The following is a 22,273-nucleotide window of genomic DNA, read 5'->3' as shown; positions in this document are numbered from 1 at the left end:
AGGGAATGCGGACCCGGTCATGATTGGGCGGCGCTTTTTGCGGGCGGGATGCGCCCTGGCGGGGCGGTTGGGGGCCGGGCGGTTGGGCCTGGCGCTGCTGCTTGCCTGCGCCGCCGCGTCGGCCTTTGCCGCCCAGCCCACCGCTCCCGCCGGCGCTTCCGATCCCTGGGCCCGCCTCTCCGGCCCCGAGTTCGACCATTTCCCCCCCGCTCTGCGCCTGCCCAGCGACGTGGTGACCAGCCTGGCGCAGACCCGCCATGGGGTGGTTTGGTTCGGCACCTTCGGCGGCCTGGTGCGGTTCGACGGCTACCGCACCCAAATATACCGGGGCTCGCCCGACACCAGTGCTGGCGGCGGCTCGCCGCCCGGCAAGCAGGGGGCCGGCGCGCCACCGCCCTCTTATGTCTTGCCCGATGCCTATGTGCGCAGCCTGCTGTACATCGACGACGGCGGCCTGCTGATCGGCACGAACGCCGGCGGCCTGGTGCGCTTCGATATGGACGCGAACGGTTTCCGGGCCGTGCCCATCGCACACCGCGCCACCGCCGCCCGCATCATGGCCCTGGGGCCGGCCCGCGACGGCGGCGCCTGGGTGCTGTCGGACCAGGGGCTGGACCATTACGACCCCCATGCCGCCGCGGCATCGCCGGTGGCCGACGCGGGTGCCGGTGGCGTCAGCCCCCGTCTGTTCGCCGTGCTGGAGGACAGCCGGGGCGCCTTATGGCTGGGCGGCCACCCCGGGCTGTTCCGGCGCGGCGCGGGTGAGACGGCGTTCACCCGCGTGGCCGCCCCGGTGGATGACCCTATCCTGGCGCGTGCGCTGGCCGACGACGTCTGGGCCCTGTATGAGGACGGCCAGGGCCGCGTCTGGGTGGGGACGGGCGAGAATGGGGCCTTCGCCCTGGACACCACCACGGGCCGTCCCCTGACAATCAAGGGCCTCAGCGGCGCGGATGGCGTGGCGGCGCGCCACACCGTGCGCGCCATCACCGAGCCGGAAGGGCCCGGCGGCCCCCTGTGGCTGGCCACCGACGGCGTCGGTATCCTGACGCTGGATGCTGACGACCGGGTGGGCATCCTGGCGCACTCTGAAATGGTGTCGACCTCGCTGGCTGGCGACGTCGTGCGCGCCTTCCTGCGCGACCGCAGCGGCAATGTCTGGGTAGGCACACAACGGGGCGCCGACCGGGTGGAGGCGGGGCAGCGCCTGGTTTCCACCGTACAGGCCGCTCCCCCGGGCGGCGTCGGCCTGGCGGACGCCGACGTGCATGCCCTGACCACGGATGCGCGGGGGCGGGTGTGGCTTGGCCTCGGGCGCGGGTTGGTCGACGTGGTCGACCCCGCCGACGGCACCTTGCGTCACGTCGTCCTGCCGGGGGTGGACCGGGGCCGGGACATCTACAGCCTGGCGGTTCTGCCAGACGGGGCGGTGCTGGCGGGCGGGCGCGGTGTCACCCGCATTGATCCCGTCACCTTGGCCGGCACCTCGTCCTGGATACCGGCGCTGGACGGCGTCGTCGTCCTGTCCCTGGCGGCGGCACCCACGCCCGCTGGAACCGCCGTGTTGCTGGGCGGCTATGACGGACTGTACATCCGCCAGCCCGACGGCACCCTGACCCATCTGGTCCATGATCCGGCCGATGCGGAGAGCCTGCCCGCCGACCAGGTGAACAAGATCCTGGTGGTGCCTCCCTGCGCAGACGCCCCCCAGGGCGCGGTATGGCTGGCCACGTCCGGCGGCCTCGCCGTGGCCGACCTGGCGGGTATGCCGCGCCCGCGCTTCCACACGCTGCGGCGTGCGTCGCAGGCGGGCGCTATTGGCGGCCTGCCGCACAACGTGGTCAACGATGTCGTCGTGGATGGCGCCGGCAATCTGTGGGCCGGCACCTATGGCGGCGGCGTGGCTGTGCTGACGCCGGCGCAGATGCGGGACGCGCTGGCCGGGCGCCGGGGAATCGCCCCGCTGGTGGTGGATGAGACGCAGGGTCTGGCCAACAACGCTGTATCCGCGCTGGCGGTGGATGGCGACGGCAGCGTCTGGGCCGCCGCCGCGGCCAGCCTGGTGAAGTTCAACGGCCCCGGCTTTCCACCCCGCGTTCTGGGCGCCCGTGACGGTGTCATCGTCCGCGCCTTCAACATCAAGGCGGCGACCCGAGGCGCTGGGGGCGAGGTGCTGTTCGGCGGCATGGGCGGCCTGACGGTCATGCGGCCCGGCATGCTTCGTCCATCCGTGCCCGTTGGCGTGCTGGCCGTCACCGCGTTGGATGTGAACCACAAGGCGCAGCCGCCGGGCCGCCTGCCCCCACCGGGCGGCACCCTGACCCTGGGCGCCGGTGTGAAGACCATCCGCCTGGCCCTGTCGCTGCTGGATTTCCGTGCCCCGCACGACACCCGCTACGCCTATTGCCTGGATGGGTTCGACGAGGATTGGGTGGAGGTGAATGGCGCCCAGCCCCAGGCCGTCTACACCAACCTGCCGCAGGGCGAGTATATTTTCCGGGTGCGCGCCTGGACCGACCTGCCGGGCCTGGCCCTGTCCAACAGGCAGGAGGCGACGGCCGGGTTCGATCCCGACGCCGAGCCGGTGGCGCGGCCCGGCCAGAACACGGCGGACGCGCTGTCCATCCCGCCCATGGCCGAACTGGCGTTCCATATCAGGGTCTTGCCCCATTGGTACGAACAAGCCTGGTTCCGGCTGCTGCTGGTTTTCGGCCTGGTGGCGTTGATGGCCTGCGTGCTGGCGATCCGGACGGAGGCGCAGATGCGCCGCGAACGGGCGCTGGGCCGCATCGTCGCCGCCCGCACCCGCGACCTGCGCGCCGCCAACACCAAGCTGGAACAGCTGGCCAGCACCGATCCGCTGACGGGCGTCCTGAACCGGCGCCGCTTCTTCGAACTGGCGCGGCTGGAATGCGATCGCTCCCGCCGCTACGGCCGCGCCTTCTCCGTCATCCTGTTCGACCTCGACCATTTCAAGCGCATCAACGACACCTTCGGCCACCTCATGGGGGACGAGGTGCTGCGGGCGGCGGTGGCGGTGGCGGCCAAGGCCTGCCGCACCGTGGACTTGCTGGCCCGCTTCGGCGGGGAGGAGGTCATGATGCTGCTGCCCGAGACGGACATCGCCGGCGCGCAGGTGGTGGCGGAACGCATCCGCACCAGCCTGGCGGAGATGGAGGTCGCCTACGATGGGCGAGTGGCCCAGGTGACGGCCAGCCTGGGCGTGGCCCAGTGGCGCAGCCCCGATGAGACGCTGGAGGATCTGCTGGCGCGGGCGGACGGCGCCCTCTACCAGGCCAAGAAGGGCGGTCGCAACCGCACCGTGCTGGCCTATAACGAGGTGGAACGGGCGGCCCGCATGGGCTGGGCCATCGTCCCGTCCGGTGACCCAACGGGAGATGAGGCCGCTGCGGCGCTGGTGGCCGACACCCCACCGCTGGAGCCGCTGGCCCGCCTTGCCGGCCTGGGCGATGCCACGCTGGTAGACCCTTATGAACGCGAGACCTACGACCGGCCGGCATCCAGCCCGGACGAGGACGTGCCGCCCGAGCCCAAGGCGGCGTCCAGTTAGCTCACACCGTTGTAGGCCCCGACCGGGGCCACCGGAAGTTTCTGGGGAACATCAGCGGGCTGGAAACTGAGGATATGCCAAGCCAGCGGATGCTGGCGCCGGCGTTTGAGGGAGCTCACTAGCGGGTCACCGGCCCATGCACCAGGCCGGGCAGGGCCAGCCAGTCCTCCGGACCGTCCAGCGACAGGCCGGGGTTCCAGGACCGGTCTTGGCCGATGGTGGCACCCCAGCGCTCCAGGAAGGCCAAACGCTCCTGCTCCACCCGTTCCCGCCGGTCGGGCGCGTAGGGCTCCAGCGCCGTCAGGACGGCATGGGGCGTCCACAGCGTGGCGTAACCCGCCTGTTCCAGGCGCAGGCAGATGTCCACGTCGTTGAAGGCGATGGGGAAGGTGTCGGCGTCGAAGCCGCCCACCGCCTCGAAACAGCTGCGGCGGATGGCCATGCAGGCGCTGGCCACGGCGCTGACGCGGTGGGCGCACAGGCCGATGCCCAGGTCGCCCACGGTGTCGCCCGGCCGCCCGGCGAAGCGTGATCCGGCCAGGCGAGCCGCACCCGGGCCGTTGCCCAGGCCCAGCACGATGCCGCCGTGCATGATGGTGCCGTTGGTCGACAGCACTTTGGGCCCCACGGCGCCAATGTCCGGGCGCAGGGCCTGCGACACCAGCTCGCGCAGCCATTCGGGGTGCTGCGGTTCCATGTCGTCGTTCAGGAACACCAGCACCTCGCCAGCGGCGGTGACGGCGGCGCGGTTCATCATGTCGGCGAAGTTGAAGGGGCCGCGATGGGGGATGACCCGGGCGCCCGGGCGGTCGCGCAGCGACTCCAGATAGGCCAGGGCTTCCGGGTCGCGGCTCTCGTGGTCCATGACCAGCAGTTCGAAGGCGGAATAGCGCGTCTCGCCCAGGATGGCCTCGACACAGGGACGCAGCAGATCCACCCGGTCACGGGTGGGCATCAGCAGGCTGACCACGGGCTGGCGATCCGGCAGGGGCCAGATGACGCGGCGGGCGGTGTGGCCCTCGCCCTTGGGGTCCCTCTCCGTCACCGGTTCGGCCACCGCGCCCGGATGGTAGGTCGCCAGGAAGGACTGCAGGGCCGGCAGCCCGCCCACGGGCAAGGGCCGGCGGCGGCGCATCAGCACGCGCGGCATGTGGCGCACATGCTCCCGCCCCGCCAGGTGCGTCGCCTCCAGCAGCAGGCGGTACCGGTCCAGCCGGCCCGGCTGCTGGCCCACGGCCATGGCCCGGCGGGCCAGGGCGGTGCGCATCAACAGCAGCTGACCGGGATAGGCGCCGCTGGATCCGTACAGCAGGTCGGGGTCGAAGGCGGGCTTCAGCACCGGGCGCAGGGGGTGGCCCAGGCGGTCGGTCCATTCCTCGTCGGTGTAGAGGATCTGGGTGTCCGGGTTCTGCGCCATGGCCAGCACGCACAGGGCCAGGGCATGGCGGGGCAGCAGGTCGCCGGGCGACAGCAGGGCGACGGTGTCGCCCTCCACCTGGCTCAGGACGGGCAGGCCGGCGCCCCGGCGCTTCACGCGCGGGTCGCGGAAATCGGTGGCGGTGTCGGCCGGCAGCCACAGGTCCCAATTGTCGTGGATCTGGCGGGTCAGGCTGTCGATCGTCCGGCGCACGGCGATGGCCCAGGCGGCGGGTTTCAGGCCGCTGTTCTCCGGCCCCAGCATGATCAGGCTGACGCGCGGCGGGGCGGGGAGGCGGGCCAGGGCCACGGATATTTCGCCGGCCTCGGTGCGGCGGGGGCCGTCGCGGCGCAGGGTCCAGGCGCGGTAGAACGATCGGGGCGCCAGCGACTGCCACAGGCGGCTGGCCACGTCGGCGAATTGGCCATGGGCCACCATGCGGCTCAGCGCCCGCACCAGCGCCATGCCCGTGGGGCCGCGCAGGGGTTTTGTGGGCGGGGGTGGGGCCGCGTCTATCGCCGTGCCGGGCACGTGCATGCTGCCGGGGTGCGCGCCCAGGGGCGCCCCTTCCAGGTCATGCGCGGCCACCGCGTCTTGCGATCCCCTTGCCGGGGGGTGGTCCGGGTTCTTCTGATCCACGTGCCGGTTGCCCCGCCTCTTGGAAAACAGCTTCGGTTCCGTCGGCGCCCGCGGGCGCCCCGGTCCCCAGAAACAACAAAGCGCCAACCCCGCGCCCGGGTTCAACCAGGCACTGATCGGCGCTCCCCCAACCGGCCGGTCCCCCATCCCATCGGGGCCGCCCATGTCGTTATTAGGCGATTCATGGGGGACAGGCCGCCCCTGGGTCAAGCGGCAATGCGGGGTGCCTCCCTCTGGTGGCCGGCGACTTAGAAGGGGTGTCGCCAAGGCCGGGGGCGGCTGCTATCCAAGATGGCCATGGAGCTCCCCACCCCCGCCCCCGCTGCCCCGTTTCCCGGCCGTATCGCGGCCCTGGTCGTCGCCTACCGGCCCGATGACGGCCTCGCCGCTTGCCTGGCCGCCGCCGCCGGCGCGGCCGACCGCGTCTTCCTGTTCCAACAGGACCGGGGCCGGGACGCCGCCGATGACGCCCGGGTGGACAGGGCGGTGGCGGCGACGGGCGCGGTCCTGCTCACGGATCCGGCCAACATCGGTCTGGCGGCGGCGCAGAACCGCCTGATGGATCAGGCACTGGCGCAGGGGGCCGACTGGCTGCTGTTCCTGGACCAGGACAGTGTGCCGCGACCCGGCCTGCGGGCCGCCTATGCCGCCGCCTTGGCGGCCGCGCCGCCTGACACGGGCTTGCTGGCCGCGCGTAACGTGGAACCGGAGGGCGGGCCCGACTCGCCCTGGGTGGTCAGCCCCGACGCCCGGCGCTGGACCGTGGTGCGACGACTCGACGGTCCGCTGCTGCCCGACCTTCTGTTGGCCCCCGCGTCCGGCAGTCTGGTCAGCGCCGGGGCCGCCCGGGCCTGCGGCCCCTTGCGCGACGATTTCTTCATCGACTGGGTGGATGTGGAATACGCCCTGCGCCTGCGCCGTGCCGGTTTCCGCCTGGTGGCGGTGCGCGACGCCCTGGTGGACCACCGGCTGGGCGCCGTCACCCACGTGCAGGCGGGCGGCCGGGCGCTGGCGATCACCCATCACGCCGCCGGCCGCCGCTGGTTCCAGGCGCGCAACGCGCTGTGGACCTGGCGCCTGCACCGGCGCGCGGTGCCGGCGCTGACCGGCTGGACCCTGCGCATCCTGGCCTCCACCGCCGTCAAGATCGCGGTGATGGAGCGCGACCGCCTGCCCAAGCTGGCGGCCTTCGCCGGCGGTCTGTGGCATGGGGTGTGGCAGGGCCTGGCGCGGCGGCCCCAACCCTAAAGCCGGGCTTGCCGCCGCCAGGGCCGCGCCGTATCAGTCGTGTTTCAGGCGCTGAGAGTTTCCTTCGCATGACCACCGACTGGACCCGGGGCTACGCCTCCGACCTCGACTATACCCGGGGCTGGTACCGGGAGCTGTCGCCCCTGTGGCTGGACACCGCGCTGGTGCTGGCGGGTGTGGCGCCGCCCCAACCGGGGGAACGTGGCCCGGTGTGGCTGGAGCTGGGCTGCGGCCACGGCCTCTCGGCCCTGGCCTTGGCCGCCGCCCGGCCGGACATGACGGTCATCGCCGTCGACTTCAACCCCACCCATATCCATGGCGCCCAGCGCCTGGCCCAGGCCGCCGGCCTCTCCAACATCCGCCTGATCGAGGCCGACTTCGCCGAGCTGGCGGCCGATGGGTCCAATGATGCTGCCGGCCTGCTGCCGCCCCTGGATTATGTCGTCCTGCACGGCGTCTATACCTGGGTGGGGGATGAGAGCCGGCGGCATATCGCCCGGCTCATCGCCCGCCGGCTGAAGTCCGGCGGCGCGGCCTATCTCAGCTACAACTGCCTGCCGGGCTGGGCGGCGGCCATGCCGGTGCAGTTCCTGCTGAACGCCTACGGCCAGGCGCTGCCCGGCCCCAAAGCCGCCGCCGGCGATCAGGCGCGCGACCTGCTGCTGCACCTGCTGAACCAGGGGGCCGGCTATTTCAACGGCAACGCCGCCGCCAGCGCCCGGGCGGATCGCCTGCGCGGCGCCACGGCGCCCTACCTGGTGCATGAATACATGCACAGCGGCTGGCAGCCGGCCTACCATGCCCAGGTGGCCGACGACCTGTCCGCCGCCAAGCTCAGCTACGCCGGCAGCGCCGCCTGGGTCGAGAACTTCCCCGATCTGATGATGACCCGGGCGCAGCAGGACATGGCCGCGGCGGCCCCCACCCGGGCCCTGGCCGAGACGGTGAAGGACTACGTCACCAACCAGCCGCTGCGCCGTGACATCTTCGTGCGCGGGCCATTGGCCCTGGACCCCCGCCAGCGCGTGGCCCGCCTGGGCGCCCTGCGCCTGGTGGCCCTGGGCGAACCCGGCGCCGCCCTGCCGGACTTCACCCTGCCCTTGGGTCCGCCCGATCCTGAGGTTTCGCGCCTGTTCCACCCGGTGCTGGCGGTGCTGGCCGGCGGGCCCGCCACCTTGGCGGACCTGGTGGAGCATCTGGCCCGCACGGTGCCGGATTGGGGACCCGACAGCGCCGGCTGGCTGCTGCGGGCCCTGGCCATCCTGGTGGCGGGCGATGTGCTGGCACCTTGCCTGGCCGATGCCCAGATCCAGGCGGCCCTGCCCGGCGTGCGCCGCCTGAACCAGGCCCTGTTGGCCGACAGCCTGGTGACCGGTGCCACTTTGGATCCCGAGATCCGCCTGCCGGAACGCCTGGCCTCCGCCGTCACCGGCGGTGGCGTCATGGCCTCGGTGGAGGAAATGGGCGCGCTCGCCGCCCACTGGGCGGGCGAAATGGTCATGCCCCCCGACGCCCTGTCCCGCCTGGCGCGGCTGGGCGTGCTGTGATGGCAACGACAGGGCGCCTTGGCGACCCCAGCGGCGCATGCCGCTTTGACGCCCGCCCGGTGGCGGCTTAATCTCCGCCGCTTCACTCCGTTTACCTCAAGACGACACATCCATGACCCACGCCCTTCCGCTCCGTCCTTCCACCATCACGCAGGCGCTCTGATGCTGGCGAAACTGGTGGTCCTGGTCGGGCTGGTTGTCCTGGTGTGGAAGGCTTATCAATGGGGCGCCCTGGCCCAGCGGCGGAAAATGGCCGGTGGGGCCCCCGCCGCCAGCCGCCCCGGCGGTCGCGCGCCCCGCGCGACGGAGCCCGCCGCCGAGGATTTGCACGCCTGCGCCATCTGCGGCGCCTACGTCGCGCGCGGCTCCACCCCCTGCGGCAAGCCCGAGTGCCCGCAGCGGCGCTGACGGATGGCGTCAGCGCCGCCGGACACTCAGCCTACAGCGTCACCACCACGCGGCCGTTGACCGTGCCGGCGCGCAGGCGGTCGAAGATGGTGTTGATGGCGTCCAGGGGTTGGACCTCCACCTCCGCCTTCACCTTGCCCTCGCCGGCGAAGGCCAGGGCCTCGGCCAGGTCGGCGCGGGTGCCGACGATGCTGCCGCGCACGGTGATGCGGTTCAGCACGACGTCGAAGATGGGCAGGCCGAATTCGCCGGGCGGCAGGCCGATCAGGGCCACGGTGCCGTGGCGGCGGCTCATGCCCACGGCCTGGGTGAAGGCGGGGCGGGAGACGGCGGTGACCAGCACGCCATGGGCGCCGCCGATGTCGCTGTGCAGGCGCTTGGCCGGATCCTCCGTGCGGGCGTTCACCGTCAGGTCGGCGCCCAGCTTCCGGGCCAGCTCCAGCTTGTCGTCGGCGACGTCGATGGCGGCGACATGCAGGCCCATGGCCTTGGCGTACTGCACGGCCACGTGGCCCAGACCGCCGATGCCGGAGATGGCGACCCACTGGCCGGGCCGCGCCTCAGTCTCCTTCAACCCCTTATAGACGGTGACGCCGGCGCACAGGATGGGGGCGATTTCCTCGAAGCCCACGCTGTCCGGCAGGTGGCCGACGAAGTTCGGGTCGGCCAGCACATAGTCGGCATAGCCGCCGTTGACGGAATAGCCGGTGTTCTGCTGGGCGGTGCACAGCGTCTCCCACCCCGTCAGGCAATGCTCGCAATGGCCGCAGGCGGTGTAGAGCCAGGGCACGCCCACGCGGTCGCCCTCTTTCACGCTGGTGACGCCGGCGCCCACGGCGGCGACGTAGCCCACGCCCTCGTGACCGGGAATGAAGGGCGGCTGCGGCTTCACCGGCCAGTCACCGTCGGCGGCGTGCAGGTCGGTGTGGCAGACGCCGCTGGCCTGGATGCGCACCAGGATCTGGCCGGGGCCCACTTCCGGTACCGCGACCTCGCGGATGTCCAGGGGCTTACCCAGGGTGTGGACGACGGCGGCCTTCATGGTCCGGGGCAAAGACATGGGGAACGGTCCTTCCTGTCGGGGGGCGAACGGCGGTGGCCGTTCGTTCGCCGACAGAAGATACCGGCGGGCCGCTCGCAGCCTTGAGATGGGTCAAGGACCGGACGGATCTACCTCTTCCGTGACGGCCAGCACCGTCTGGCGCACCTCGGGCGGCAGACGGTCCAGCACGCCGGCCACGCCGCGCAGGGCGGCGCGCAGGCTGTAGACCTGGTCGATCAACGACAGCACCAGGGGCAGGGTGTCGTCGGCCACGCCCATGTCGTGGCGCAAGTCGCGGATCAGGCCCACGCGTGCCACATCCACGGGGTGGAAGCGCCAGTCGGCCGCATGCTCCGGCCCGCGGTCGCCGTCGGGCCGCACCCAGCCTTGCGCCACCCACCAATGGATGTCCTGCTCGCCAACGTCTGGGAAACGGGCGCACACGGCCTTCAACGTCAACAGGGTCAGCGTGCCCATGGCTCAAGCTCCCTCACGGTCCAGGTCGGCCAGGCCGGCCCGCGGGTCGGCGTCATGCCGGGGCTTCCAGCCTTCCAGGAAGGCCGCCAGCTCCGGCTCCTCGCCCGGCGGCAACACCACCTTCAGCTCCACCATCTGGTGGCCCGCGCGGATGCCCCGGCCCTTCAGGCGCAGGCGGGTGCCGCTGCTGGAGCGGGGGGGGATGGCCAGCATGACGCTGCCGTGGATGGTGGGCACCTTGACCTTGGCGCCCAGCACCGCCTCCTTCAGCGTCACCGGCAGTTCGATGATGATGTCGTCGCCGTCGCGGCGGTACAGCGGGTGGGGCGAAACCGCCACCTCCACGAAGGCGTCGCCGTGGGAACCGCCGTTCACGCCCGGCCCGCCCTTGCCCGCCAGGCGCAGCGCCTGGCCGTCCTTCAGGCCGGCGGGGATAGTGACGTCCAGCACCTGGCCGTCGGGCAGGGTCAGCCGGCGGGTGGCGCCCCGGGCGGCGGTCAGGAAATCCACCGTCAGGGAATAGTGCGCATCCTGGCCCTTAAGCGGAAACCCGCCGGCGCGGGTGCTCCCGGGGCCGCCGCCCTGGTTGAAGGCCCGGCGCAGCAGGCTTTCCAGGTCGTCATGGTCGAAGCCGCCGAAGTCTTCGGCGCCGGCGGAATAGCGGGCATGCCCCCCGTCCCCGGCGTACTGGCGGTAATAGCTGCCCCCGCCGGCGGGCCCGCGTGGGGCCGTTTCCGCCCCGGTGGCGTCGATCTCCCCCCGGTCGAAGCGGGCGCGCTTCTCCGCGTCCGACAACAGGGCGTAGGCGGCGGCGATCTCCTTGAACTTGGCCTCGGCCTCCGGCTTGCCCGGGTTCAGGTCCGGATGGTGCTTTTTGGCCAGGGCGCGGTAGGCGCTGCGGATGGCTTTCTCATCGGCGTCGCGGGCGACGCCCAGCAAGGCGTAGGGATCCACCGTAGGCTACCTCATTCCAGGGAAGGGACCAGGGGACGCGATCATGCGGCCGGCCTTGGGGCGGCCCGTTGGGGGATTTCCCGCGCTGTGACGCCCGGCCTCCCCCGCCGGGGGCGCCAGCAGGGCTTCCGCCTGCCGCAGCACCGTGGCCGGGGTGGGACCGGCGTCCAGGATAGCCCAGCGCACCTCGCCGGCACCCTTGCGCATCTGGCTTAGCAAAACGGGCATATCCGCGTCCGACGCATCCCGGGCTGGCCCCTCGCTCCGCCGACGCAACCGCTCCGCCAGCATCGCCTCCGGCGCCTGCAGCCACAGGCCAGTGAAACGCGCATGGGCCTGGGCCGCCACGTCCGCCGCCAGGGCGCGTTCGGCGGGGTCGGCGAACACCGCGTCCAGGATGACGCTGCGTCCGGCGGCCAGACAGGCGGCGGCCTGGGTGCGCAGGCGGTCGTAGACGGCGGCGCTGACGGCCGGGCTGTAGGCCTCATTGGTCAGCGCCTGTTCCGGCGCCACGCCGAACAGCTGCTTGCGGATTACGTCGGTGCGCAGCACGCGGGCGCCCGGGGCCGTGCCCAGCAGGGGGGCCAGGGCCCGGGCCAGGGTGGACTTGCCCGTGCCGCTGAAGCCGCCCACTGCCACCACGCGGGGCCGATCGCGGCGCAGGAAGTCCAGCGCCAGCTGCAGGTAGCGGTCGGCCTCCACCGCCCCGGCGGTCTTTTGCGTGGGCGTGGTCTGGCGCCGGGCGGCCGCGGCCGTCACCTGGGCCCGCACCGCCGCCCGCACCGACAGGAACAGGGGCAGGGCCGGCAGCCCGCCCAGGGGCTGGCCTTCCGGTCCGGCCATATCCTCCCCCGTCAGGTCCAGGTAGCGGTTCAGCACCAGGCTGGCCAGGTCCGCGCGGTCGCGGAAACACAGGTCCATCAGCAGGAAGGCCAAGTCGTACAGCACGTCCGTGCAGGCCAGGGCAGGGTCGAACTCGATGGCGTCGAAGGGCGTGGGCGTGCCGTCCACCAGGCAGACGTTGCCCAGGTGCAGGTCGCCATGGCAGTCGCGCACCCGGCCCGCGTCCCGCCGGGCGTCCAGCAGGCCGCCTTGCGCCGACAGGGCCGCCTGCACCTTGGTGTTCCAGGCGCGGATGTCGGCGGCCGAGAAGGCGTCGCCCGGTTTCAGGTTGGCGCGGGTGATGGCGATGGCCTCAGCCAGGCCCTGGGCCCCGCCGCCCTCCGTGCGCCCCGGCTGCGCCCGGTGCAGGCGGGCCAGGCGGTCGGCCAGATCCAGCATCAGCTGCGGCGTCAGCCGGCCCTGCGTCGCCATGCGGTCCAGCAGGGCGTCCTGGTCGAAGCGGCGCATGACCAGCAGCCAATCCACCACCTGATCGGGCGGCAAGGGCGGCTCATCCTCCCCCGCCGCCCATTCCGGCCCCAGGGTCAGGCCGTCGGGCGTGCGCAGGACGGGGCGCAGGCCCAGGTACAGGTTGGGGGCGAAGCGGCGGTTGACCGCCAGCTCCGCCAGGCAGAAATGCCGGCGCCGTTCGACCGTGGAATAATCCAGATAGGAATAGCGCACGGCGCGCTTCAGCTTGTAGGCCCGGTCGCCGGCCAGGAAGACGTGGGAGATGTGGGTGTCGATACGCTCCACCCTGCCACGGGCCCCGAAGGATTCCGGATGGGCCAGGAAGGCGAGCGTCTCGGTCTGGTCGTCCATCGCGGCAGACTCCCTGATTGCGGAAAGGCGGAACCCGGGCGATGGGGTGCTACGGGCTCTCTTGGGGAAAAGCATAGGCCCCCCGGCGGTTCCGCCGCGTTGAGCGGGATCAAGCGACGGTGCGTCCGTTTCTTTGCGGAACCCGCATACGGGGACCCACACCCGTTCCGTTGCGGAACACGCGTGTCACACCCGCGTCAAAACGGGGCCCACATGCGGGAAACGCGCCGGTCGCCGCCTTGATTTGGGGTTCGCCCGCCTTGTAAGGTGCGCCGCAACGCAACAAAGGGCCGGGGAGGACGGGTTTTCGAACCCCAAAAGTTCCTTTTCCGCCCTTCCAGGGTGAAGACGGTCAGGCAATGGCGGCCTCAGGCGCGGCGAAGCTCAGTTTCCAGGGACTTATCCTGACGCTCCACCAGTTCTGGTCGGAGCAGGGGGCCCTGATCCTCCAGCCTTACGATATGGAGATGGGGGCCGGCACCTTCCACCCCTCCACGACCTTGCGCGCACTGGGCGCCACGCCGTGGAGGGCCGCCTTCGTGCAGCCGTCGCGCCGGCCCAAGGACGGCCGCTATGGCGAGAACCCCAACCGCCTGCACCAGCATCACCAGTACCAGGTGATCCTGAAGCCCTCGCCGGCCAACGTGCAGGAGATTTACCTGGAAAGCCTGCGCCGCGTGGGCATCGACCCGGCGCAGCACGACATCCGCTTCGTCGAGGACGACTGGGAAAGCCCCACGCTGGGCGCCTGGGGCCTGGGCTGGGAGGTGTGGTGCGACGGCATGGAGGTGACGCAGTTCACCTATTTCCAGCAGGTCGGCGGCATCGAGTGCGAGGTGGTGGCGGCGGAGCTGACCTATGGCCTGGAACGCCTGGCCATGTACATCCAGAACGTCGAGAACGTGTACGACCTGGACTTCAACGGCCAGGGCGTGAAGTACGGCGACGTCTATCACCGCAATGAGCGGGAGCAGAGCGCCTATAACTTCGAGGCTGCCGACACCGCCATGCTGCTGCGCCATTTCGAGGACGCGGAGCATGAGTGCGCCGAGCTGCTGAAGCGCGGCCTGGCTTGGCCGGCCTATGAGCAGTGCGTCAAGGCCTCGCACAACTTCAACCTGCTGGACGCGCGCGGCGTCATTTCCGTGGTGGAGCGGCAGAGCTACATCCTGCGCGTCCGCAACCTGGCCAAGGCCTGCTGCGAAGAGTGGGTCAAGGGCGACAAGAAAGTGGACTGGACCCTGCCTGGGCCCGTTTCCGGTAAGGGGGCCTGAACCATGGTCGAGCTGCTGATCGAGCTGTTTTCCGAGGAAATCCCCGCCCGCATGCAGGTGCGCGCGGCCGATGACTTCAAGCGCCTGGTGACCACCAAGCTGGCGGACGCCGGCCTGGCCTTTACCGATGCCATCGCCCATTCCACCCCGCGCCGCCTGACCCTGGCCGTCACCGGCTTGCCGGTGCGCCAGGCCGACGTGCGGGATGAGCGCAAGGGCCCGCGCGTGGGATCCCCCGACGCCGCCGTCCAGGGCTTCCTGCGTGGCGCCGGCCTCACCAGCCTGGACCAGTGCGAACAGCGCGACACCGGCAAGGGCGTGTTCTGGTTCGCCGTGGTGGAAAAGCCGGGTGGGGCCACGGTCGACGCCCTGCCGGGCATCATCGACGCCGCCATCCGCGAACTGCCCTGGCCCAAGTCCATGCGCTGGGGCAGCAATACCTTCCGCTGGGTGCGGCCGCTGCAGTCCATCCTAGCGCTGTTCGACGGCGTGGTGGTACCGGGTTCCCTCACCCTGAAGACGGCCGAGCCGGCGCCCGAGGCGTCGGAGGGCAACGTCTGCCTGGGTGGCGAGCCCACGGCCGTCACCCTGCCTTACGGCAACACCACGCGCGGCCACCGCTTCCTGGCGCCCGACGTGCTGACCATCACCGACTTCGCCGATTACCAGCAAAAGCTGGCCGGCGCCTTCGTCGTGCTGGACCGTGAGGCGCGCAAGGCCCGCATCCTGGAACAGGCCAACGCGCTCGCCGCCGCCGAGGGCCTGAGCTTGCGCGACGATCCCGGCCTGCTGGAGGAAGTGGCGGGCCTGGTGGAATGGCCGGTGGGCCTGATCGGCACCATCGACCAGGCCTTCATGGACGTGCCGGCGGAGGTGCTGACCACCTCCATGCGCACCCATCAGCGCTATTTCGCCCTGGAGACAAGTGACGGCAAGCTGGCGCCGCGCTTCATCCTGATGGCCAACCGCACCACCGAGGACGGCGGCAAGGCGGTCGTGGCCGGGAATGAGCGCGTGCTGCGCGCCCGCCTGTCGGACGCCAAGTTCTTCTGGGACCTGGACCGCAAGGTGCCGCTGGAAGACCAGGCCAAAAAGCTGGCCGACATCACCTTCCATGCCAAGCTGGGCACCACGGCGGCCAAGGTCCACCGGGTGGAAGGCCTGGCGGCGGTCATCGCGCGGGCCATCCATGCCGACGTGGACGCCACCCGCCGCGCCGCCCGCCTGGCCAAGGCCGATCTGGTGACCGGCCTGGTGGGTGAGTTCCCCGAGGTGCAGGGCATCGTCGGCCGCTACATCGCCTATGAGCAGGGCGAAAGCGCCGCCGTGGCCGAGGCCATCGCCGACCATTACAAGCCCCTGGGCCCCAGCGACAGCTGCCCCACCGCCCCCGTCTCCGTGGCGGTGGCGCTGGCCGACAAGATCGACACCCTGGTGGCGTTCTTCGGCATCGATGAGAAGCCCACGGGGTCCCGCGATCCGTACGCCCTCCGCCGTGCCGCCCTGGGCGTCATCCGCCTGGTGGTGGAAAACGGTCTGCGCCTGGACCTCGGCGACTTGTTCCTGGTGGCGCGCGGCCAGCTCAACCTGGACAACGCCGCCCTGGACGGCGAGTTGCTGGCCTTCTTCGCTGATCGCCTGGTGGTGGCCCTGCGCGAAAAGGGCGTGCGCCACGACCTGATCGCGGCCGCACTTTCTCATGGAACAGGGGCCGGCCGGGCGGAGGGCGACCTGGTCCGCCTGCTGGCCCGCGTGGACGCGCTAGCCGGCTTCGTCAACACCGACGATGGCGCCAACCTGCTGGCCGCCTTCCGCCGTGCCGCCAACATCCTGCGCATCGAGGAGAAGAAGGACGGCCACACCCATGACGGCGTGCCCGACCCCGCCCTGCTGCAGGTGGATGAGGAAAAGGCGCTGGCGGCGGCGCTGGATGCCGCGCGCACGGCGTCGGAGCCGGCGCTGGCCGCCGAGGACTATGTGGGCACCATGGCCGCCCTGGCGTCCTTGCGCGGCCCGGTGGATGCCTTCTTCGACAAGGTGACGGTGAACGCCGACGATCCGGCCTTGCGGGCCAACCGGCTGCGTCTGCTGGCCAGTATCCGTCGCACGCTGAACCATGTGGCGGACTTCTCGGTCATCGAGGGGTGAGTCGCGGGGGCCGGGAAACCGGCCCCCGTTTTCGTTTGGCGCCCGGGACCGTGGGTGCGGTCACAATCTTGGCCCTTCCGTTGGCCCGGATAGTCTGCAAGGCTTTGATTTCAGTACGCGTGACAAAACGGGGCCCGGCTTGACCGGACCCTGAAAAAACACAAATCGCAGTGAAAAACTTCGGGGAAACTGGCGAGTGGCGGCCCATGAGTGAACCGGCCGCGGCTCCGCCGAACTCATCGGGTGAGGAACCATGAGCGTGTCCAAGTGGGTGTACAGCTTCGGTGATGGCAAGGCCGAGGGCCGGGCCGAGATGAAGAACCTTCTGGGTGGCAAGGGTGCCAACCTGGCGGAGATGAGCAATCTGGGATTGCCCGTGCCGCCCGGTTTCACCATCACCACCGAGGTCTGCACCTGGTTCTATGACAACGGCCGCCAGTATCCGGCCGAACTGAAGGACCAAGTTGCCGCCGGCCTGAAGGCGGTGGAGGGCATCATCGGCGCCACCTTCGGCGATGCCGAGAACCCGCTGCTGGTCTCCGTGCGTTCCGGCGCCCGCGCCTCCATGCCCGGCATGATGGACACGGTGCTGAACCTGGGCCTGAATGACGTCACCGTCCGGGGCCTGGCCAAGCGCGCCGGCGATGAACGCTTCGCCTATGACAGCTACCGCCGCTTCATCCAGATGTACGGCAACGTCGTCCTCGACGTGGACCACCACCATTTCGAAGAGATCCTGGACAGCCACAAGCGCGACCGGGGCCTGAACTACGACACCGACCTGGAAGCCGGCGATTGGCAGGCGGTGATCGAGGGCTACAAGGAGGTGGTGCAGGAAGCCTTGGGCCGCCCCTTCCCGCAGGATGTGCAGGAACAGCTATGGGGCGCCATCGGCGCCGTCTTCGGCAGCTGGATGAACCAGCGCGCCATCACCTACCGCAAGCTGCACGACATTCCGGCCAGCTGGGGCACGGCGGTCAACGTCCAGGCCATGGTGTTCGGCAACATGGGCGACGACTGCGCCACCGGCGTGGCCTTCACCCGCAACCCGTCCACGGGTGAGAACGCCTTCTACGGCGAATACCTCATCAACGCCCAGGGTGAGGACGTGGTGGCCGGCATCCGCACGCCGCAGCACCTGACCATCGCCGGCCGCCAGGCCAACGGTTCCGACCTGCCGGCCATGGAAGAGAGCATGCCGGAGGTGTTCCAGCAGCTGGACGCGGTGCGCCTGAAGCTGGAGCGGCACTACCGCGACATGCAGGACATCGAGTTCACGGTGCAGCAGAAGAAGCTGTACATGCTGCAAACCCGAAATGGTAAGCGCACCACCGCCGCGGCGTTGAAGATCGCCGTGGACATGGCGCGGGAAGGCCTGATCGACGAGGCCGAGGCCGTGCGCCGCATCGAGCCCAAGTCCCTGGACCAGCTGCTGCACCCCACCCTGGACCCCAAGGCCCCGCGCAAGATCATCGCCAAGGGCCTGCCGGCCAGCCCGGGTGCCGCCTGCGGCAAGGTGGTGTTCTCGGCGGACGAGGCGGAGCGCCAGTCCCAGATGGGTGAGGCGGTCATCCTCTGCCGCGTGGAAACCAGCCCGGAAGACATCCACGGCATGCACGCCGCCGCCGGCATCCTGACCACCCGCGGCGGCATGACCAGCCACGCGGCCGTGGTGGCGCGCGGCATGGGCCGGTCCTGCGTGTCGGGCGCCGGTGAGCTGCGCATCGACTACAAGACCGGGGTCATGACCGTGCGGGGCGAGAAGATCGCCGCCGGCGACGTCATCACCATCGACGGATCGACCGGCGAGGTCATGCTGGGCCACGTGCCCACCATCCAGCCGGAACTGTCCGGCGACTTCGCCACCCTGATGGGCTGGGCCGACCGCTTCCGCCGCATGAAGGTGCGCACCAACGCGGAAACCCCGCTGGACGCCCGCACGGCGGTGAAGTTCGGGGCGGAAGGCATCGGCCTGTGCCGGACCGAGCATATGTTCTTCGATACCGAGCGCATCATCGCCGTGCGCGAGATGATCGTGGCGGAGACGGAGGCCGGCCGCCGCGCCGCCCTGGCCAAGATCGCGCCCATGCAGCGCCAGGATTTCGTGGAGCTGTTCCGCATCATGGCCGGCCTGCCGGTCACCATCCGCCTGCTGGACCCGCCGCTGCACGAGTTCCTGCCCAACAGCGAGGAAGAGATGGACGAGGTGGCCAAGGCCGCCGGCACGGACATCCAGCGGGTGCGCCACCGCGCCCTGCAGCTGCACGAGGCCAACCCCATGCTGGGCCATCGCGGCTGCCGCCTGGGCATCTCCTACCCCGAAATCTATGAGATGCAGGCCCGCGCCATCTTCGAGGCGGCGGTCGAGGTGGGCAAGGCCGGCCAGACCGTGATCCCGGAGATCATGATCCCCCTGGTCGGCACCAAGAAGGAACTGGACATCCTGAAGGCCGTCATCGACCGGGTGGCGGGCGAGGTGAAGCAGTCCTCCGGCGTGCAGATCGACTATCTGGTCGGCACCATGATCGAGCTGCCGCGCGCAGCATTGCGGGCGGCGGAGATCGCCCAGTCGGCCGAGTTCTTCAGCTTCGGCACCAACGATCTGACGCAGACCACCTTTGGCATCAGCCGCGACGACGCCGCCAGCTTCCTGCCCGACTACCAGCGGGCCGGCATCTTCGAGCACGACCCCTTCGTGACCCTGGACACCGAGGGCGTGGGCGAACTGGTGTCCATCGCCGCCGAACGGGGCCGCAAGACCCGTCCGGAGATCAAGCTGGGCATCTGTGGCGAGCACGGCGGCGACCCGGCCTCCGTCTACTTCTGTGAGAAAGTGGGGCTCAGCTACGTCTCCTGCTCCCCCTACCGCGTGCCCATCGCCCGCCTGGCGGCGGCGCAGGCGGCCCTGATGGGCGAGAAACCCGCCAGCGAGGCGTAAGCGGCGGTTCCGCGTCTAAGGTTGAGGGCGGCGGGGGCGATCCCGTCGCCCTTATTCTTTGGGCGCCCGGGAAAACGGCGTCAGCTCCCCGTCGCCGCCTTCTGGAAATGCTGGCGGGCGATCGCGTCCAGCCGGCCCTCACGGTACAGGGCCTCGGCCGCGTCCCGCAGGATCGCCGTCTCGGGGGCGTCGCGGGTGGCGGGGTCGCAGGACAGCCAGGCCTCCATGGCGCTGACCTGCACGCGGTCGCCCAGCTGGTCGGTCAGGTTGTTTTCCCGCGCCACCACGTCGATGACGGAGGCGATGCCCATCACGGCGTTCACCCGGCCGTGGGCCATCATGCGCAGGCCGTTCAGCGTGGACGGCACGGTCTGCACGGTGATCCCATATTGCTGGATGACTGGGACCAGGGCCTGGGTGCCCGTGGCGGTCACGGCCACCGGGCCCACCGTCCGCAGGTCATCGGGCTTCGCCAGCGTCACCCCCTGACGCGCCACCGCCACCAGCTGCGTCCCCATGGTCAGGGCCAGGGGCACGATGGCCCGGTACGGGTCGCGGATGGGCACGGCGACCATGCCATAGACCTTGGGACCGCCCGGCGGCCGTTCCCGCGCCAGCTCGGCATACACGCGCACCACCGGCAGCAGCTCGACGGTGGCGCGGATGCCCGCGCGGTCCAGGATGGCCTGCGCCTGTTCCACCACCAGCCCCCTGGCCTGGCCATCGGCGCCGCGCTCACCCAGCACCGGCAGTTCCGGCACCAGCATGCGGACGGGCTCCAGCGATGTCTGCGCCCGGGCCACGCCCGCCCCACCGGCGGACAGCGCCATCAGGAATGACAGGACGGTGCGGCGGTTGGGGGTCATGATGAGCACGCCCGGCGAATGGAATTGCCCGGTCAGATGGTCAAGGCCCCCTGCCTGGACTACCCCAATTCAGCGCGCAGCTGCCCCAACGGCAGTGCAGTCGTCTCCTTGACGGTCGACACTGCCATCATCGAATTTATTTCGCGCACGCCGGGCAACTGCGACAGCTTCTTGAAGAACAGGGCTTCATAGGCCTCGACGTCTTTGGCGACGATGCGCAGCAGGAAATCCACCTGGCCCATCAGCACGAAGCACTCCAGCACCTCCGGTATGTCGGCGATGGCGCGGCGGAAGGCGTCCAGGCTGTCGCCGGCGTGCGCCTCCAGCTTAACATGGGCGAAGACCAGGAAGTTCAGGCCCAGTTCCCGCCGGTCCAGCAGGGCCACGCGCTGGCGGATCAGCCCTGTCTCCTCCAGCCGCTGGATGCGGCGCCAGCAGGGCGATTGCGACAGCCCAACCTTGTCGCCCACGTCGGCGGCCGAGGCGGCGCCGTCCTGTTGCAGCACGTCCAGGATCTTCCAATCCAGCCCGTCCAGCTTGTGCCGCATGATCCATCTCCATATCGCCGCATCAAAACATGAGTCATGTTGATAATGGCGATTTTGAACAGTCTTCGCAAAGACTATGCGCGCCTTGGTCGCTATTGTTGCTCTCATCGGAACACGATTTGTTGAAGAGCCGCCGCCATGCCCCCCCTGGATTGCTCCCCCGCCGACTATGCCGTCCTGCATCCCACCTTGACGTTGGTGCGCAGCGGCGATGGTTTCGTTGCCCTTGCCGTGAACCGCGCCGGCCCGGTGGACGTGACCCTCGACTGGAGCCGCCTGGACCCGTTGGAAAATACCGACGGCCTGGACGCCGCCATCGATTACGCCCTGTCGGTGGCCCGCCATCGGGGGGAAGCCGACCGCCGCGCCGGCCGGCCCTGGGCCACGGCCCATGCCGTCGTCGTCGGGTATGAGGGCGATGCGGCCGAGGCCGCCGTGCGCCGTGCCGTCGCCGTCGCCGCCGTGCCGGTCGCAGGATTGCCGGAGACCCGGGTATGACCGCCGCGACCCTGCCGTCGAACGCCAGCCCCGTCATGCTGTCGGTGGCGGCCGACGCCAGCCCCGGCCTGCTGTCCCGCCTGATGGGCACCCTGGCCCGCCTGGACATCGTGCCCCTGCACGTCTATGCCCGCCGCCGCGCGGACCTTCCCGGCGAGGACATGCTGGAGGTGGACATCCAGCTGCCCGAAACCGCCTCGGCCTACAGCGAGCGCGTGGCCGCCCTGTTCCGCGGCGTGGTGGGCGTGCATCAAGTCGCAGGGAGTATTTAGGCGTCCCTCAGGCGCCGGGCGGCCGCATCCGCGGCCTGGGCTTGTCCTCAGTTTCCAGTCCACTGCGTTCCCCGGAAACCTCCGGCGGCTGCCGTCGCAGCCTACAGCGGCATGGGGCCATGCCGCTGGTCCGAGACTTAAGTTACAAAGGCTGCACGGCTGGTGCTTCCGTCCCAACCCGCCAGCTGCGCAGGCCAACGATGGCCAAGACGATGAAGGCGGCGTAGAGGCCGGCGGTCAGGTACAGGTCCTTGACCACGTACATGGCGACATAGACCACGTCGACGGCGATCCACAGCCACCAGTTCTCGATGTGCTTGCGCGCCGTCCAGTACTGCGCCACCAGGCTGAAGCCGGCCAGGGTGGCATCCAGATAGGGCAGGGAGGCATCGGTCCACCGGGCCATGGCCAGGCCCAGGGCGACGCTGGCGATCCCGCCGGCGGCCAGGCCGAGGATGGCGGCTTTCAGGCTCAGCGGCGCCACCACCACCTGGCCGTCATCCCGCACCCCCCGCCACCAGCACACCCAGCCATAGGCTAGGAAGGCGCCGAACACGGCCTGCAAGGCCATGTCGGAGTACAGCTTGGCCTCCAGGAAGACCACGCCATAGAGCGCGACGGAGGCCAGGCCCAGGGGCCAGCACCATAAGGACCGGCGGGTGGTGGTCCAGACGGCCAGTGCGCTGACGATGACGGCGACGATTTCCAAGGGGGACATGGGG

General features: G+C 70.6%; 17 protein-coding genes. 9 read left to right on the top strand and 8 right to left on the bottom strand.

Features of this window, described 5'->3' with window-relative positions:
* The first annotated feature begins 19 nt into the window (after window positions 1–19).
* Window positions 20–3,571, top strand: coding sequence for a ligand-binding sensor domain-containing diguanylate cyclase (locus FBZ87_RS02610; RefSeq protein WP_145608802.1), 3,552 nt, complete (start codon window positions 20–22; stop codon window positions 3,569–3,571).
* A 118-nt stretch (window positions 3,572–3,689) separates the two neighbouring features.
* On the opposite strand, the gene FBZ87_RS02605 is transcribed toward FBZ87_RS02610, so the two are convergent.
* Window positions 3,690–5,576, bottom strand: a complete 1,887-nt coding sequence (locus tag FBZ87_RS02605; RefSeq protein WP_145608801.1) for a glycosyltransferase — start codon at window positions 5,574–5,576, stop codon at window positions 3,690–3,692.
* Window positions 5,577–5,918: 342 nt separating this feature from the next.
* Here FBZ87_RS02605 and FBZ87_RS02600 point away from each other — a divergent pair, with 342 nt between their 5' ends.
* The 3 genes from FBZ87_RS02600 (at window position 5,919) to FBZ87_RS02590 (ending at window position 8,830) form a co-directional block, all read left to right on the top strand.
* Entirely contained in the window at window positions 5,919–6,875 is a 957-nt protein-coding gene (locus FBZ87_RS02600; protein ID WP_145608800.1) for a glycosyltransferase family protein, read from the top strand.
* A gap of 68 nt (window positions 6,876–6,943) precedes the next feature.
* The gene (locus FBZ87_RS02595; protein ID WP_145608799.1) at window positions 6,944–8,422 is read left to right on the top strand and encodes a methyltransferase regulatory domain-containing protein; all 1,479 of its coding nucleotides are present in this window, start codon (window positions 6,944–6,946) and stop codon (window positions 8,420–8,422) included.
* Window positions 8,423–8,584: 162 nt separating this feature from the next.
* Window positions 8,585–8,830, top strand: coding sequence for a hypothetical protein (locus tag FBZ87_RS02590; RefSeq protein ID WP_145608798.1), 246 nt, complete (start codon window positions 8,585–8,587; stop codon window positions 8,828–8,830).
* A 31-nt stretch (window positions 8,831–8,861) separates the two neighbouring features.
* Here FBZ87_RS02590 and adhP read toward each other — a convergent pair whose 3' ends face one another.
* The 4 genes from adhP to FBZ87_RS02570 form a co-directional block, all read right to left on the bottom strand.
* Window positions 8,862–9,890: an alcohol dehydrogenase AdhP gene (gene adhP, locus FBZ87_RS02585; protein ID WP_145608797.1), complete on the bottom strand. Its 1,029-nt coding sequence runs from the start codon at window positions 9,888–9,890 to the stop codon at window positions 8,862–8,864.
* A gap of 93 nt (window positions 9,891–9,983) precedes the next feature.
* Window positions 9,984–10,349, bottom strand: coding sequence for a chaperone modulator CbpM (locus FBZ87_RS02580; RefSeq protein ID WP_145608796.1), 366 nt, complete (start codon window positions 10,347–10,349; stop codon window positions 9,984–9,986).
* Between the two features lie 3 nt (window positions 10,350–10,352).
* Window positions 10,353–11,303, bottom strand: coding sequence for a DnaJ C-terminal domain-containing protein (locus FBZ87_RS02575; RefSeq protein ID WP_145608795.1), 951 nt, complete (start codon window positions 11,301–11,303; stop codon window positions 10,353–10,355).
* A gap of 6 nt (window positions 11,304–11,309) precedes the next feature.
* A complete protein-coding gene (locus FBZ87_RS02570) occupies window positions 11,310–13,007 on the bottom strand; it encodes a bifunctional aminoglycoside phosphotransferase/ATP-binding protein (protein ID WP_145608794.1) in 1,698 nt (565 codons plus the stop codon).
* 359 nt (window positions 13,008–13,366) lie between these two features.
* On the opposite strand from FBZ87_RS02570, the gene FBZ87_RS02565 reads away from it, so the two are divergent.
* The 3 genes from FBZ87_RS02565 (at window position 13,367) to ppdK (ending at window position 19,367) form a co-directional block, all read left to right on the top strand.
* Window positions 13,367–14,281: a glycine--tRNA ligase subunit alpha gene (locus FBZ87_RS02565; protein WP_145608793.1), complete on the top strand. Its 915-nt coding sequence runs from the start codon at window positions 13,367–13,369 to the stop codon at window positions 14,279–14,281.
* 3 nt (window positions 14,282–14,284) lie between these two features.
* On the top strand, window positions 14,285–16,429 hold the full coding sequence (glyS, locus tag FBZ87_RS02560) for a glycine--tRNA ligase subunit beta (protein ID WP_145608792.1): 2,145 nt from the start codon (window positions 14,285–14,287) through the stop codon (window positions 16,427–16,429).
* A gap of 253 nt (window positions 16,430–16,682) precedes the next feature.
* A complete protein-coding gene (gene ppdK, locus FBZ87_RS02555) occupies window positions 16,683–19,367 on the top strand; it encodes a pyruvate, phosphate dikinase (protein WP_186454531.1) in 2,685 nt (894 codons plus the stop codon).
* An 80-nt stretch (window positions 19,368–19,447) separates the two neighbouring features.
* Here ppdK and FBZ87_RS02550 read toward each other — a convergent pair whose 3' ends face one another.
* Both FBZ87_RS02550 and FBZ87_RS02545 read right to left on the bottom strand, forming a co-directional pair.
* Window positions 19,448–20,233 carry an amino acid ABC transporter substrate-binding protein gene (locus FBZ87_RS02550; RefSeq protein ID WP_145608791.1) on the bottom strand — a complete coding sequence of 262 codons (786 nt, stop codon included), beginning with the start codon at window positions 20,231–20,233 and terminating at the stop codon, window positions 19,448–19,450.
* A 59-nt stretch (window positions 20,234–20,292) separates the two neighbouring features.
* A complete protein-coding gene (locus FBZ87_RS02545; protein WP_088873899.1) occupies window positions 20,293–20,781 on the bottom strand; it encodes an Lrp/AsnC family transcriptional regulator in 489 nt (162 codons plus the stop codon).
* A 138-nt stretch (window positions 20,782–20,919) separates the two neighbouring features.
* Between FBZ87_RS02545 and FBZ87_RS02540 the strand changes: the two genes are divergently transcribed.
* A complete protein-coding gene (locus FBZ87_RS02540; protein ID WP_145608790.1) occupies window positions 20,920–21,279 on the top strand; it encodes a hypothetical protein in 360 nt (119 codons plus the stop codon).
* Window positions 21,276–21,551, top strand: coding sequence for a hypothetical protein (locus FBZ87_RS02535; protein WP_145608789.1), 276 nt, complete (start codon window positions 21,276–21,278; stop codon window positions 21,549–21,551). Before FBZ87_RS02540 ends, FBZ87_RS02535 begins: the two co-directional genes overlap by 4 nt.
* Window positions 21,552–21,693: 142 nt before the next feature.
* Here FBZ87_RS02535 and pnuC read toward each other — a convergent pair whose 3' ends face one another.
* Entirely contained in the window at window positions 21,694–22,269 is a 576-nt protein-coding gene (gene pnuC, locus FBZ87_RS02530) for a nicotinamide riboside transporter PnuC (RefSeq protein WP_145608788.1), read from the bottom strand.
* Window positions 22,270–22,273 lie beyond the last annotated feature (4 nt).

Origin of the sequence: Nitrospirillum amazonense (genome assembly GCF_007828035.1) — a bacterium.
GTDB classification, from domain to species: Bacteria; Pseudomonadota; Alphaproteobacteria; order Azospirillales; family Azospirillaceae; genus Nitrospirillum; species Nitrospirillum amazonense.
The sequence above is the reverse complement of the archived record's forward strand: the minus strand, read 5'-3'. Positions and strand labels throughout refer to the sequence as shown.